The 13,118-nt window shown below is 60.1% G+C and carries 15 protein-coding genes; 4 read left to right on the top strand and 11 right to left on the bottom strand.

All coding sequences use genetic code 11. From position 1 onward, the window contains the following. Positions 1–772: DUF8616 domain-containing protein (locus tag HU736_RS19990; RefSeq protein WP_217862397.1), on the top strand; the 772-nt coding region annotated here is incomplete at its 5' end. A gap of 111 nt (positions 773–883) precedes the next feature. On the opposite strand, the gene HU736_RS19985 is transcribed toward HU736_RS19990, so the two are convergent. From HU736_RS19985 to colR, 6 genes are all read right to left on the bottom strand, one after another. Further along, a complete protein-coding gene (locus HU736_RS19985) occupies positions 884–1,474 on the bottom strand; it encodes a GNAT family acetyltransferase (protein WP_186701094.1) in 591 nt (196 codons plus the stop codon). Between the two features lie 131 nt (positions 1,475–1,605). After that, positions 1,606–1,833, bottom strand: a complete 228-nt coding sequence (locus HU736_RS19980) for a hypothetical protein (protein ID WP_103438457.1) — start codon at positions 1,831–1,833, stop codon at positions 1,606–1,608. Further along, positions 1,833–2,531 (bottom strand): lipopolysaccharide kinase InaA family protein, encoded by a 699-nt coding sequence (locus HU736_RS19975; protein WP_103438458.1) that lies wholly within the window; start codon positions 2,529–2,531, stop codon positions 1,833–1,835. Before HU736_RS19975 ends, HU736_RS19980 begins: the two co-directional genes overlap by 1 nt. Before the next feature lie 5 nt (positions 2,532–2,536). Further along, a complete protein-coding gene (locus tag HU736_RS19970) occupies positions 2,537–3,217 on the bottom strand; it encodes a class I SAM-dependent methyltransferase (RefSeq protein ID WP_186701100.1) in 681 nt (226 codons plus the stop codon). Positions 3,218–3,332: 115 nt separating this feature from the next. Next, the gene (locus tag HU736_RS19965) at positions 3,333–4,640 is read right to left on the bottom strand and encodes a sensor histidine kinase (RefSeq protein ID WP_103438460.1); all 1,308 of its coding nucleotides are present in this window, start codon (positions 4,638–4,640) and stop codon (positions 3,333–3,335) included. Continuing rightward, entirely contained in the window at positions 4,630–5,313 is a 684-nt protein-coding gene (gene colR, locus HU736_RS19960; protein ID WP_101321966.1) for a two-component system response regulator ColR, read from the bottom strand. Before colR ends, HU736_RS19965 begins: the two co-directional genes overlap by 11 nt. 178 nt (positions 5,314–5,491) lie before the next feature. On the opposite strand from colR, the gene HU736_RS19955 reads away from it, so the two are divergent. Continuing rightward, positions 5,492–6,208: a phosphatase PAP2 family protein gene (locus HU736_RS19955; protein ID WP_186701093.1), complete on the top strand. Its 717-nt coding sequence runs from the start codon at positions 5,492–5,494 to the stop codon at positions 6,206–6,208. 190 nt (positions 6,209–6,398) lie between these two features. Here the strand turns inward: HU736_RS19955 and groL are convergent, their stop codons facing one another. The 5 genes from groL to HU736_RS19930 all read right to left on the bottom strand — a co-directional run bounded on the left by groL (position 6,399) and on the right by HU736_RS19930 (position 11,015). Continuing rightward, positions 6,399–8,042: a chaperonin GroEL gene (gene groL, locus HU736_RS19950; protein ID WP_103438462.1), complete on the bottom strand. Its 1,644-nt coding sequence runs from the start codon at positions 8,040–8,042 to the stop codon at positions 6,399–6,401. Positions 8,043–8,090: 48 nt separating this feature from the next. Then, entirely contained in the window at positions 8,091–8,384 is a 294-nt protein-coding gene (locus HU736_RS19945; protein ID WP_053280666.1) for a co-chaperone GroES, read from the bottom strand. 263 nt (positions 8,385–8,647) lie between these two features. After that, on the bottom strand, positions 8,648–9,109 hold the full coding sequence (locus HU736_RS19940) for an FxsA family protein (RefSeq protein WP_101321969.1): 462 nt from the start codon (positions 9,107–9,109) through the stop codon (positions 8,648–8,650). Between the two features lie 65 nt (positions 9,110–9,174). Further along, positions 9,175–9,918 carry a DUF2470 domain-containing protein gene (locus HU736_RS19935; RefSeq protein ID WP_186701092.1) on the bottom strand — a complete coding sequence of 248 codons (744 nt, stop codon included), beginning with the start codon at positions 9,916–9,918 and terminating at the stop codon, positions 9,175–9,177. A gap of 89 nt (positions 9,919–10,007) precedes the next feature. After that, the gene (locus HU736_RS19930; RefSeq protein ID WP_103438464.1) at positions 10,008–11,015 is read right to left on the bottom strand and encodes a DUF481 domain-containing protein; all 1,008 of its coding nucleotides are present in this window, start codon (positions 11,013–11,015) and stop codon (positions 10,008–10,010) included. Positions 11,016–11,168: 153 nt separating this feature from the next. Between HU736_RS19930 and HU736_RS19925 the strand changes: the two genes are divergently transcribed. Both HU736_RS19925 and HU736_RS19920 read left to right on the top strand, forming a co-directional pair. Further along, positions 11,169–11,522 carry an MGMT family protein gene (locus tag HU736_RS19925; protein ID WP_101321972.1) on the top strand — a complete coding sequence of 118 codons (354 nt, stop codon included), beginning with the start codon at positions 11,169–11,171 and terminating at the stop codon, positions 11,520–11,522. 43 nt (positions 11,523–11,565) lie between these two features. Next, positions 11,566–13,113, top strand: coding sequence for an AmpG family muropeptide MFS transporter (locus HU736_RS19920; RefSeq protein ID WP_103438465.1), 1,548 nt, complete (start codon positions 11,566–11,568; stop codon positions 13,111–13,113). Positions 13,114–13,118: the final 5 nt, after the last annotated feature.

Raw genomic sequence — 13,118 nt, 5'->3', positions numbered from 1 at the left:
ACTCACGGCGAGCGGGGCCGCCGCCATTGGCGCCGCGACCCTGGGCGCCATCTCACTGGGGACGGGGCTGGCGTCGACGGTGCTGGAAGCCACCGGCTATGACCAGAAGGCCGCGAGTATCCTTGGCTGGGTATCGCTCAGCACGGGGCTGGTGGGCTCTGCACTGGAGATCACACCGAAAGCAGCGACTTTACTCGGACGACTTTCAGGGCGCGGATCGGCGAAGCTACAAACGAAAATGATGCGTTCATCCAAAGCCAATAACATTAAGCAACCCGTGCGCACCGTCGGAAACTCTGATGTGATCTTGAGCTTGCCCGGTGACGACACCAGTGTTGCATTTCATCGGAATCTATACGATTCCAACCTGGCCTCTTTCGAAACTCACGGTACAGAGCAAGGACGCCTGATGACGGGTACAGGAACATTCGATAGTGCAAAGAATGTTGCACTCGACGAGATTGCCCCTCGATTGAATACTCTGCCAGCCTACGCAAACCGCCCCAATAAACCGGTTGTACTACTGGCCTGCAAAGCGGGTAAAACAGGAGCAGCACAAGAAGTGGCAAACACGCTCAAGAGGCCTGTTATTGCCTACGACGAACTCGTCAGTCTGCGCGAGATAAAGTTTCAGAATCACCCTCAATTTACAGGACACACCTTTGCAGGAAGCAACGGCGTATTCGAGCGTCTCCCTATCCCAAGAATCGGCCCCTTCCCAGATAACGTTTCGCTGAGGCCAGGCATTCCTAGAACGTTCACGCCTCAATAGTAGGATCTACGATCACTGCCTCAGTGACAAACCACTTGACCGTGGTCCAAGCATGATCACGGGCCAATGCTGATCAGCTTGGCCGGTCTGATGTTCTATGGCATATGGACATCACCTCAACAATGCCTTGAGCCAAAACGACATGATCTTCTCGCTCACCTGCTGCTCACCCCGATCACACCAGGTCCAACTTGAACGCAATGAGGAATCACGCAGAAACCCGCGGTTGCGCCAGAACCCATCCAGTGGCTTGAAGTCGGCGGGCCGCAGCGGGTGCGCGCCCGGCCGCTCCACACTGCAGAACGCGCAGAAATCGAAGTCGGCCAACTTGTGGGCGTAAGATTCGCGTTCGATGAAAAACCGCACGCCCAGGCCTTGCCCCCGGTATGCGGGCAGCACCAATGACTGGGCGAAGTAGAAGACTCTGGCTGGATCCTGGCCGCGAGCCACAAACGGCTCTTGTAGCGCGTCTGCCATATCAGATAAAGGCAAGCCAAGAGAGGCACCAACCACTTGGCCATGCTCTTGAGCGAGCACCAGCAAGCTGCGTTCGGACAGCGGATAGCCTGCCAGAAAATCTGCCTCCCCCAACGCCGTCCCGTCGTATAGAAAAGGATATTCACCCAGAACCTGCAGACGTAAATGACCAAGCTCTGTGATAAAGGGCGCGATGGCGGCACCGTGCAGCAGGCGGATTTCCATAGGGAGTGGGTCGTCCTGTCTTTAGGGAAAGGCACACGGACGAACCGGGCTCGAGACAAGACCGTATCACCCCTACCCTGTGTGCGCCTTTCCCCTGCACGACAGTTACATCACCAACACCGCAGTGTGTTTCAACCGAACGGTCGCACGCCCTGGCGCAGGCCAAACAACAGCAGCAACAAGTCCTGATCCGGCTGTACCGTGACCTGGGCTTTCACATTGCGCGGTGGCGGGCATTGGCTGAGCAAATCCGATTTGCTGAACACGGTAGGCCGCGGCTGCTCCCAAGCGGCGAACGCAACCGTGGTCACTGCCAGCGACGACACCAGGAACAAAGTTCGAGCGATTTCTAGTTTCATTACTCTAAACCTTTGACTGCGCTGCCAAACGCCGTCTGGTAAAAGTAGAGCAATGTTTGCCATTCAGTATCGTTGAGTGACGAATGGCGCCGTAGCTGACCGAGGTCGTTGAGTGCTGCGCGCTGGCGACTGATGCGTCGGCGGCACTTCTCCAGATCAAGCAAGGCGACTTCGGCGGTAGCCTGCTCACCTTCGCCGCTGACCTTGATGAACACATGCTTGCCATACAGGCAGCCGTGCTGCCAATGGCCGTGGTGCATGCGCGCGAGGTTCTCGGCCAGATCCTTGAGCATGCGCTCATGCAGGACCGCCGCATACGCCTCGCGGGCGCCGTTGGCGTACCAGGTTTCCATGTCGACAAAGCCATCCAGCGCTTCGCTGACCAGCAGCGCACGCCACTGGTGCTCCTCATCGCGCTGTGCACCGCAATAGACGATACGTGGCACGCGCACACCAAGCTGCTCGAAGCTGTGCAGCGCATCCAGCTCACGCAGCACTGTCGGCCGGCCAAACGGGTGCAGCAGGCTGCGGTAGGTATGGCCGATCTGGCGCTTGGCATACAGCAGTTGGCCGCTGGCGTCGTTCAGGCGCTGCACTCCGCTTTCGCCACCGCGGCGCTGATTGGGCTCCTCGACCCACTCGCCCTGCTGCTGCCAGTAGAAATCGAACTGCGATTCACGGCCCTGAGTCACCACCATATTCTCTACCCCTTGCGTAATACGTAGACCCGCCACATGGCGTAGAGCGGCAGGAAATCCAGGCGCTCCTGGATACGAAATCCGGCCGCAAGAAACTCCTGCTCAACTGTGTCAGCAGGTAACACGAAACGATTCTGGTAACTGTCCTTGTCAGGTCTGCTGTTGCGGCGCTTTTCCAGCTTTTTGCGCCGCCAGGCCTTGAAGTTGCCATCCACCCACAACGAAACGATCGCGCTGTCGCGGCTAACACGATGAAATTCCGAGAGAATCGTGCGCCGATGGCTGGCTTCACCGATGTGGTGAAACAGCCGCATGCAGAAAATGCTGTCTACCGCGTTGTCCGGCAGATCAATGGCGAAAGCAGAGGTCTGCAAGGGCCGTACCCGCGCGACTACGGCTGGCGGTTGCGCTGCACAGGCTGTCTCGATCATCGCCTTGGAGTTGTCTGCACCGATGATCACCCGATTGGCTTTTTCGGCCAGCAATGGCCAGAAACGCCCTGCCCCACTCGGCAGATCCAGCACCAGACCAGGGTCGCCAGCCAGTGTCAGCGCACGCCGAGCCAACTGCTCGTCGCGCAGATGGGACAGCCGCCGGGCAAAACCGTTCTGGTGCTTGTAAAGGTAATCCTGCGCGTGTTGTCTGTCGTACTTCTCGGAAAACTCGAGTTTTATCGGGCTGCGCATCGGGCATCTCCTGAGCTGATGCGCGCAATTTAGAAAGACGCGCGTCGGGCTCAGGTGATGCAAATGTGAAAAACTTGTAAGCCTTTTCCTACATCATTACAAGCGATTACCGATATCAGGCGATGTCGTCGGACGGCGTATTTACACCACCGGGACTAAGATCGACCTGGAAGCGGCAGCCATGTGGCGCCGTCGCAGTCAGCGTCACCTGCCAGCCCTGGTCGTCACAAATGCGCTGCACCAGCGACAGGCCCAAGCCCAGGCCTTCGCCACGACGTTCACCGCCGCGCACGAATGGCTTGAACATTTCTTCGCGCTGTTCTTCGGGGATGCCCACACCGCTATCCTCGACGCTGAAACCCTGGGCGTCGAGCGTCAAGCGGATGTAACCAGAATCGGTGTAGTGCGCTGCGTTGCGCAACAGGTTACCCATCACTGATTGCAGGAAGGTCGCGTTGTACAAGACCGGGCTGGCGTTGGCACGCCCGTCGTAATGCAAGGTCAGGCCCTTTTGCTCGATAGTGTCGTGCCAGACACCGATCAAGTCATCGCCGACTTCGCGCAGGCTGGCCCGCGAGGCCACGGCGCCCTCGTCATGCTGCGCCCGGGCGAGCATGAGGAAAGTCTTGACCAGCTCCTGCATCTCTTCGGTGGCGCGGGCGATGCGTTCCACTTGGGCCCGCGAACGGGTGTCCAGGCTCGGGTTCTCGATCAGCAGTTCACAGGAGGTCGCCAGGACCATCAATGGCGTGCGCAATTCATGACTGACGTCACTGGTAAACAGCCGCTCGCGATTGAGGGCATCGCGCAGACGGCCAAGCGTATCGTCGAACGCCACTGCCAGTTGCCCCACCTCGTCGGCGGCATAGTCCGGCGCCAGCGGCGGGGCCAGGCCCAGCAACTGGTCACGATGGCGCACCTGCCGTGCCAGGCGGATGACCGGCGCCATCACCCGGCGTGCCAGCAGCCAGCCGAGGAATACCGCCAGTACCAGGCTGAGCACAAAACCTACCACCACCACTGCAAACAGCAGTCGCTCGCGCTCTTCGAAATCGCTCTGGTCCTGCAGCAGTACATAACGGCGACCGTCTACCACCTCGACCATCGCGTGGTAAGAAAGCTGGTCGCGAAACACTTCATGAAAGCCAGGTTCGAGGTGATGCAGGTCCTTGGGTAGCTCGAAGTCATCGCGCCCGCCGCTGAAATAGAACAGCTGGTCGGGCCGTGGTCGATGGCTCCAGTCGCTGACGCTGTCCATGCGCAACAGGCGCTGCAGGTCTCCGCCAAGCACGGTTGAAATCAGCCGCTCCTCCACCAGATGTACGGTCGCCACGATGCCGAAGGCGAAGGCGCCTGCGACCAATGCACTCATCAAGGCAAAGGCGATGATGATGCGCTGGGCGAGGCTTTGCTTAAACTCCATCGCGACCCTCGGCGAGGCGGTAGCCAACGCCATGCACGGTGTGCAGCAGGGGCTTTTCGAACGGTTTGTCGATCACTTGGCGCAACTGGTGCACATGGCTGCGCAGGCTGTCGCTGTCGGGACAGTCATCGCCCCACAGGGCTTCTTCGAGAACTTCCCGGCGCAGTACGTGGGGGCTCTTCTGCATCAGTACCGCGAGCAGCTTGAGACCGACCGGGTTGAGTTTGAGCAGCTTGCCCTCGCGGGTGACCTCAAGGGTGTCGAGGTCGTAACTGAGGTCTGCCACCTGCAGCGTACGCCGGCCACCGCCCTGCGCGCGACGCAGCACTGCTTCGATACGCGCCGCCAGCTCCGACAGCGCGAACGGCTTGAGCAGGTAGTCGTCGGCGCCCGAGCGAAAGCCCTGCAGACGATCATCGAGCTGATCGCGAGCCGTGAGCATTATCACCGGGGTATCGCGCCGGGCATCTTCGCGCAGGCGCTTGCACAGGGTGTAGCCATCAATGCCTGGCAGCATGATGTCGAGCACAATCAGGTCATAGTGCTCAGTTGCGGCCAGGTGCAAACCGGACAGACCGTCCTGGGCGCAATCGACCGTGTAGCCTTTCATACCCAGGTAGTCAGCCAGGTTGGCGAGGATATCGCGGTTGTCTTCAACCAAAAGAATGCGCATCGGTTTCTCCTGTGCGGCGCTTTCGCAGTGCGCGGCAGGCGCAGCTTACGGACATCGCTGGCGCGGCGCCAGCCTTGCCGGCTGATCACTGCTGCTGACATATTTTTCACCAAAACTTCACAGCGCAAATATAGCCCCAGGCAGACAATCGCCGCCTTTTTCTGCGCCTGGAGTCACCATGCCCCCCGCCGTCCGCCCGCGCCCGCTCAATCTGTGGTTATACCTGGGGATCCCCCTGGGCTGCGCACTCGCACTGCTGGTGCTCGAATCGACATCACTGGACATGTCCCTGGCCGCCCTCGCCTTCGATCCGGGCGCCGGGCAGTTCATCGGCCGGCACAGCTATGTCCTGGAAAACATCCTCCACGATGGCGTCAAGCAGGTGGTCATTGGCTTGGCACTGGTGGCGGTGCTGGCGTTTTTTGCCAGCCTGTTCTGGCAGCGGCTGTTTGCCTGGCGCAGAGAGCTGGGCTGCCTGGTACTGTCGCTGGGCCTGTCGACCAGCTTTGTCACCCCGCTCAAGGTTGCCACGGCGGTGCAATGCCCGTGGAGCCTTAGCCAGTTTGGCGGTGAGCAGACCTACAGCAAATTGCTCGAAGCCAGGCCGCAAACCGACAAACCCGGACGCTGCTGGCCCGGAGGCCATGCGGCGACCGGTTTTAGCCTGTTTGCGTTGTTTTTTGCATTGCGTGATCGCCGACCGCGGTTAGCCCGAGGCGCTTTGCTGCTGGCGTTTACCCTCGGCAGCGTGCTGTCGCTTGGGCGCATGCTGCAGGGCGCGCATTTCTTTTCACACAATGCCTGGACAGCGGTGTTCTGCTGGTTGATCGGCTTGGCGTGTTACTACCTGGTGCTCTACCGTCCAAGCCTCTCCAGGCAAACGCGCTCTGTGTAGAGCGGCCTTGTGTCGCGAAAGGCCAGCAGAGCTGGCCCGGCAATTTCAGCGGCGAAGCTGGGAATCTGGGGCCGCTACGCGACCCTTCCGCGACACAAGGCCGCTCCTACAGTCCGGTGCCGTTCTAGGTACCCACAAAAAAGCCCCGCACTAGGCGGGGCTTTTCGGTACAGCAGGCGCTAAGGCAGGCTTACATCATGCCGCCCATGCCACCCATGCCGCCCATGTCTGGCATACCACCGCCAGCTGGCTTGTCTTCCGGAGCATCAGCAATCATCGCTTCGGTAGTGATCATCAGACCACCGATCGAAGCAGCGGCTTGCAGTGCCGAACGGGTGACTTTGGCTGGGTCGAGGATACCCATTTCGATCATGTCGCCGTATTCACCGGAAGCGGCGTTATAGCCGTAGTTGCCCGAACCCTGCTTGACCTTGTCGGCCACGACGCTTGGCTCGTCACCGGCGTTGGCAACGATCTGACGCAGTGGCGATTCAACCGCACGGCGCAGCAGAGCGATACCGACGTTCTGGTCTTCGTTGTCGCCTTTGAGGTCGATGATAGCGCTCAGAGCACGGACCAGAGCAACACCACCGCCAGGTACCACGCCTTCTTCAACGGCTGCACGGGTAGCGTGCAGGGCGTCTTCAACGCGGGCTTTCTTCTCTTTCATTTCAACTTCGGTGCCAGCACCGACCTTGATCACGGCAACACCGCCAGCCAGCTTGGCCAGACGCTCTTGCAGTTTTTCACGATCGTAGTCGGACGAAGTCTCTTCGATTTGAGCGCGGATTTGCTTAACGCGAGCCTGGATGTCGTCTTCAACACCAGCGCCATCGATGATGGTGGTGTTTTCTTTCGACAGGATGACGCGCTTGGCGTTACCCAGGTTTTCCAGGGTAGCCGATTCCAGCGACAGGCCGATCTCTTCGGAGATGACGGTACCGCCAGTCAGGACAGCGATGTCCTGCAGCATGGCTTTGCGGCGGTCGCCGAAGCCTGGTGCCTTGACCGCTGCAACCTTGACGATGCCGCGCATGTTGTTGACTACCAGGGTAGCCAGGGCTTCGCCTTCAACGTCTTCAGCAACGATCAGCAGTGGACGGCCGGCCTTGGCAACGGCTTCCAGAACTGGCAGCAGCTCACGGATGTTGGAGATCTTCTTGTCGACCAGCAGCAGCAGTGGGCCGTCGAGCTCGGCGACCATGGTGTCCGGCTTGTTGACGAAGTACGGCGACAGGTAGCCACGGTCGAACTGCATGCCTTCGACAACCGACAGTTCGTTTTCCAGGCCCGAGCCTTCTTCAACGGTGATGACGCCTTCTTTACCGACCTTTTCCATGGCTTCGGCGATGATTTCACCGATGGAGCTGTCGGAGTTGGCAGAGATGGTACCGACCTGAGCGATGGCCTTGGAATCGGAGCAAGGCTTGGACAGGTTCTTCAGTTCGGCAACGATGGCGATGGTGGCCTTGTCGATGCCGCGCTTCAGGTCCATCGGGTTCATGCCGGCAGCGACGGCTTTCAGGCCTTCGTTGACGATGGCTTGAGCCAGAACGGTCGCAGTGGTGGTGCCGTCACCGGCAGCGTCGTTGGCCTTGGAAGCAACTTCCTTGACCAGCTGAGCGCCCATGTTCTCGAAAGCGTCTTTCAGTTCGATTTCTTTGGCAACCGATACACCGTCTTTGGTGATGGTTGGCGCGCCGAAGCTCTTGGCCAGGACAACGTTACGGCCTTTCGGGCCGAGGGTGGCTTTGACAGCGTCAGCCAGAACGTTTACACCAACGAGCATTTTTTTGCGGGCGGAATCGCCGAATTTTACGTCTTTAGCAGCCATGATCGTTTAATCCTTGAAATACTTTGGAGTAACGGGAAGTCGGGAAAATCAGCCTTCGACGACAGCGAGAATCTCGTTCTCAGCCATCACCAGCAGATCTTCGCCATCGACTTTCACGGTGTTGCTGCCCGAGTACGGGCCGAAGACCACTTTGTCACCCACTTTCACGGCCAGCGCGCGAACTTCGCCGTTGTCCAGGATGCGACCGGTACCGACGGCAACGATTTCACCGCGGTTTGGTTTTTCAGCGGCCGAACCTGGCAGAACGATACCGCCAGCGGTTTTCGATTCTTCTTCGCTGCGGCGGATTACGACGCGGTCATGCAGAGGACGAAGCTTCATTGTCGATCTCTCCCAATTAGTGGTTTTCATCGGCCGGTGTCGAGACCGGCGGGTTGATGCATTCCGGCGTTGCCGGTAGGGGCCCGCATTCGGCGAACCCCTTTGTCTTGTCTGGCGTTGCCACCAGAAACCTTGCGGTGACCACATAGATGAGGCCGAGCGAAACGATTACAAGGGCTTACCTGTGAAATTTTTTTCAACAGCTACCCGCGCAAATGCAAACGGCCCCGTACGGGGCCGCTTTGCACACAAACTGGACAAGGTTACTGATCGCGACGCTGGTACTCGCCTTCGATCACGTTTGGCCGGTGGCCACCTTCGGGCGGCCGTGCTGCGAATGGATCATCCTGGAATGCACGCTGCCGCATTGCCTGCGCCTCAGCCCGCTGACGCAACTTGCGCGCGGCAAAATGACGGGTGAACGGCATCAGGCAGATCAGGCCGAGCACGTCACTGATGAAGCCCGGAATCAGCAACAGCACGCCTGCCACTGCCAGCATCAGGCCCTGGAACATGTCTTCAGCGGGCAACTCGCCTCGCTGCAGACTCTCGCGGGCACGCAGTGCGGTGGCGATACCGGCCACCCGCATGACCAGCAAGCCCAACGCGGAGCCGCCGATGATCAGCAGCAACGCCGGAAAGAAACCGATCGCGGCGCTGACTTTGACGAACACGAACAGCTCGAGCACCGGAAACAGCAGCAACAACAATAAAAAAACACGCATCAAGGGTTCCTCGACGGAAGACAACCTTCCACTAGGACAACACATGGATGCGCAAGGTCGCTATTTCAACCCTGAGTTTCATCCACAGTCGGCCATTTGGCGGCGCGGGCCAGCAATACCAAGGCTTCGCGCACTTGTGTCGGCGTATTGCAAGTCTTCGGGAATGGCAGCCAGTAGATAGCCTGACCAATGCGCAGATGCAGCCCTTCGCTGTCGATACCTGCCAATTCAGCGGCAGGCGTATCTGGCAGATCGCTCAGGGCGACATAGTGAGCGATGGCCGCTGCGTGGTCGCTGTTCATGTGTTCGACCATGCTGGCCTCGGCGGCGCCGGCAAACGGGTTGGCCATTGTCACCTGATCGAGCCAGTGAATCGCACCAAAACCGCCAATGTAGCGATGGCGTACCGGCTGCAGGCGCCAGAAGTCGAAGTCATGGGCCTTGTGGTAATTGGCGGCGTCCGGGAAGTAGCGGTAGTAGCGAGCCGCCGCCGCTTCGATGGCTCCGCCGTCGGTCAGCTTGTGCGCCTCGGCCATCACCGTCAGCCGGCCGACAGCCTGCACATCGAGCGCCTCGCGCTCGCCCACCAGCAACGAGCACTTGGGGTCTTTCTGCAGATTGTGGGTATGCTGGGCGATGCGGCTGATCAGGATCAGCGGCTGACCCTCGGCATCCAGGCAGTACGGCACAACCGAGCCGAACGGGAAGCCGGGCATCGACTTGGAATGGGTCGAAAGGACGCCGCGGTATTCCTTGAGCAGGAGTTCGCGGGCGGGACGAAGGGCGGTGTTGGTAACGACGTTACTCACAACAGATGCTCCTGGCGGCAGGCGGGTCAGCTGACAAGATAAGCATTTATCAGCCGTGACCGCCACGCCAGAAGTGCAACAGAGCGGTTTTACCAGGCAACGCCAAAGCCCGCAGTGTAGCGGGTCTTGTCCAGGTCACTGTTGCTGGTGCCCTGGATCATTTCCTTCTCGGCCTTGAGATTGAGCGAGGCCCACTCGGTGACCTTGTAGCGCAGGCCGACTTCGGCATCCAGCGAGTAATCGGCAACCCCACCCAGCGGTTTGCCCAGTTCACCATTGGTGAACAGTTGGACGTTCTTGCCGATCAGGTAGCGGGTGTAATCCCACTTCATGGCAGCCGAGTAGAAATTGTCCTTGCCGCCATCGCGGTACTGATAGTCGGTGCGGTTGAGCAGCGAGCCGAGCGAGAACGCCCCCAGCTCGTCGTCCCAGAACTGGTAGCCCGGGCCGGTACCGACCGTGCGCTGGCGGGCCAGGTCTTCAATATGATCACGCTTGTACTCGAGACGTCCCTGCCAAAACCACTTGTCGGTGATGAAGCGGTCAAGCGCGTATTCACCACTCCAGTTGTTGGTGGTGGTGACGTCGTCCTTGCTCTCGCGGTTGTATTCGCCCTGGGCGTTGTGCCGCCAGCGACCATGACGCGCGGAGGTCTTGAAACCGACATCGTAATCGTCGGTGTCGTTTTCGGCGCGCTTGAAGTCCATGGCCAGGTCGACGTTACCTTTCCAGACCAGATCCTCGACTACTGGCCGCGGCTTCATGATCTGCTCGATGCTGGCCAGCTCGACGGTTTTCGGCGCCTCGCCATTGGCCAGGGTCACTTTGCCCGGCTCGGCTGCCTGCAGCGACTTGGCCCTTTCGCCGGTGTAGGCATCCTGTTTGACCAACAGCTCCTGATCGCTTTCGAGGGTCTGTACCTGTTTCCAGTCCAGCGCGATGGAGCCACCATAGGGCGTTTCCAGCAGCAGCTTGCCGCCATCGAAAACTTTGATCTTGCCACTGAGCTTGTCACCGTTCTTCATCCAGACGGTGTCGGCGAACGCTGGGGTACACAGGGAAGCGGCGAGAAGGCAGAGCAAGGTTCTAGAATACATAAGCTGACTACGGGCTCGGTTTGCGGAAAAAAGCCGGGCATTATCCAGATACGCGCGACCAGAGCAAGGACAGACCAAACCGATGCCAATGAGTTCAACTCTCATCTATAAGCCACTTCGCCGGCAATCTCGCCGATCGCCGGGCTACGCCTGATGTCTGGCGCTGCACGCCTTTCGGCAGAGGATGCCGAAGCCCGACGAACGGCACTCTATACCGCCCTCGGGCAAGTGCCCGAGGGTAAGGTCGTCAGTTATGGCCAATTGGCGGATTTGGCTGGCCTTGGACGGGCCGCACGCTGGGTCGGGCGGACGCTGGGCCAACTGCCGCAGGGCAGCCGCCTGCCCTGGCACCGGGTGATCGGCGCGAGTGGTCGATTGAGCCTGCAGCCGGGCACACCTTCAGGCGACGAACAACGCGCTCGGCTACGCGCCGAAGGCGTCAATGTAGCCAATAATCGTGTGGATATGTTGCGCCATGGCTGGCGCCCGATGGAGCACAGCGGTTAGAGTGCGCGCTTTGTTTTCGTAACCTTGAGGCAGATGTTGGCCCATGCCCCGTAAAACCTGGCGCGCTGCGCTCGCTGCCTATGCCAGCCCGTCAACTCTGGTGCTGTTGCTGCTGGGCTTCGCTGCCGGCCTGCCCTACATGCTGGTATTTTCAACCCTTTCAGTGTGGCTGCGCGAGGCCGGTGTGGCCCGCGAGACAATTGGCTATGCCAGCCTGATCGGCCTGGCCTATGCCTTCAAGTGGGTCTGGTCGCCACTGCTCGACCAGTGGCGCCTGCCGCTGCTCGGCGGGCTTGGCCGACGTCGCTCCTGGCTGCTGTTGTCGCAAGTACTGGTGGTCATCGGCTTGGTCGGCATGGGCCTGTGCGATCCGCAAAAACACCTGTCCTGGCTGATCGCCCTGGCGGTGCTGGTGGCCTTCGCCTCGGCAACGCAGGACATCGCCGTCGACGCCTACCGCCTGGAAATCGCCGATGACCAGCGCCAGGCTGCGCTTGCCGCCAGCTACATGGCCGGCTACCGGGTTGCCGCCCTGCTGGCTACTGCCGGCGCGCTGTTCTTCGCTGAATGGTTCGGCTCCACTGGCTTCAGCTATCTGCACCAGGCCTGGACCGGCACCTATGTGCTGTTCGGCGTGATCATGCTACCCGCCGTGTTCACCACGCTGATCATGCGCGAACCGCCAGTGCCGCTGCGCACGCAGCTGTCGGCTGCTCGCTATGGCTTGAGCCATCAGTTGGCGTCAGTGTTCGTCCTGATCATTCTGCTGGTGTCGGTGCCGGCCAGCTTCACCCAGTTGTACAACACCGACTGGGCCAGCGTGGTGCTTGGCGACTCTACCGTAGTGCAACTGGTGCTGGAGGACCGCGCCTTCATGCGCCTGGTCCTCTACGCGCTGTTGACCTGGGCCTGCCTGTCATCGCTCGGCCGCCGTGGCCTGGCGCCGGTGCTGACGCCGGTGAACGACTTCATCGCCCGCTATCGCTGGCAGGCGTTGCTGCTGCTCGGGCTGATCGCTACCTATCGCATGTCCGACACGGTGATGGGCGTTATGGCCAACGTGTTCTACATCGACATGGGCTTCACCAAGGACCAGATCGCCAGCGTCAGCAAGATCTTCGGCCTGATCATGACCCTGCTTGGCGCCGGCGCCGGCGGTTTGCTGATCGTGCGTTTCGGTATCATGCCGATCCTGTTCATCGGCGGCGTTGCCTCGGCCAGCACCAACATCCTGTTCCTGATGTTGGCCGACATGGGGCCGAACGTGGAGATGCTGGTGGTCACCATCTCGCTGGACAACTTCAGTTCCGGGATGGCCACTTCGGCGTTCGTTGCCTACCTGTCGAGCCTGACCAACCTGAAGTTCTCGGCCACCCAATACGCCCTGCTGAGCTCGATCATGCTGCTGTTGCCGCGGCTGATCGGGGGGTACTCAGGTGTAATCGTGGAGAAGTTTGGCTACCACGACTTCTTCCTGATTACCGCGCTGCTGGGCGTGCCTACGTTGATCCTGATCCTCCTGCAGTGGCGCCAGGAGGCACGGCGCGGCAAGCTGGAGCCGGTGCCCGGCCCTACCCCGGACCAGCCTTAGTCGAA

Source organism: Pseudomonas shirazensis (assembly GCF_014268785.2).
Classification (GTDB): Bacteria; Pseudomonadota; Gammaproteobacteria; order Pseudomonadales; family Pseudomonadaceae; genus Aquipseudomonas; species Aquipseudomonas shirazensis.
The sequence above is the reverse complement of the archived record's forward strand: the minus strand, read 5'-3'. Positions and strand labels throughout refer to the sequence as shown.

Excerpts from the sequence above, each read along its gene's own strand:
- HU736_RS19965 (WP_103438460.1), bottom strand. The coding sequence starts at position 4,640 with ATGGAGTTTAAGCAAAGCCTCGCCCAGCGCATCATCATCGCCTTTGCC.
- HU736_RS19930 (WP_103438464.1), bottom strand. The coding sequence starts at position 11,015 with ATGTATTCTAGAACCTTGCTCTGCCTTCTCGCCGCTTCCCTGTGTACC.
- HU736_RS19980 (WP_103438457.1), bottom strand. The coding sequence starts at position 1,833 with ATGAAACTAGAAATCGCTCGAACTTTGTTCCTGGTGTCGTCGCTGGCA.
- HU736_RS19970 (WP_186701100.1), bottom strand. The coding sequence starts at position 3,217 with ATGCGCAGCCCGATAAAACTCGAGTTTTCCGAGAAGTACGACAGACAA.
- HU736_RS19975 (WP_103438458.1), bottom strand. The coding sequence starts at position 2,531 with ATGGTGGTGACTCAGGGCCGTGAATCGCAGTTCGATTTCTACTGGCAG.
- HU736_RS19940 (WP_101321969.1), bottom strand. The coding sequence starts at position 9,109 with ATGCGTGTTTTTTTATTGTTGTTGCTGCTGTTTCCGGTGCTCGAGCTG.
- HU736_RS19985 (WP_186701094.1), bottom strand. The coding sequence starts at position 1,474 with ATGGAAATCCGCCTGCTGCACGGTGCCGCCATCGCGCCCTTTATCACA.
- HU736_RS19920 (WP_103438465.1), top strand. The coding sequence starts at position 11,566 with ATGCCCCGTAAAACCTGGCGCGCTGCGCTCGCTGCCTATGCCAGCCCG.
- colR (WP_101321966.1), bottom strand. The coding sequence starts at position 5,313 with ATGCGCATTCTTTTGGTTGAAGACAACCGCGATATCCTCGCCAACCTG.
- HU736_RS19925 (WP_101321972.1), top strand. The coding sequence starts at position 11,169 with ATGTCTGGCGCTGCACGCCTTTCGGCAGAGGATGCCGAAGCCCGACGA.
- groL (WP_103438462.1), bottom strand. The coding sequence starts at position 8,042 with ATGGCTGCTAAAGACGTAAAATTCGGCGATTCCGCCCGCAAAAAAATG.
- HU736_RS19955 (WP_186701093.1), top strand. The coding sequence starts at position 5,492 with ATGCCCCCCGCCGTCCGCCCGCGCCCGCTCAATCTGTGGTTATACCTG.
- HU736_RS19945 (WP_053280666.1), bottom strand. The coding sequence starts at position 8,384 with ATGAAGCTTCGTCCTCTGCATGACCGCGTCGTAATCCGCCGCAGCGAA.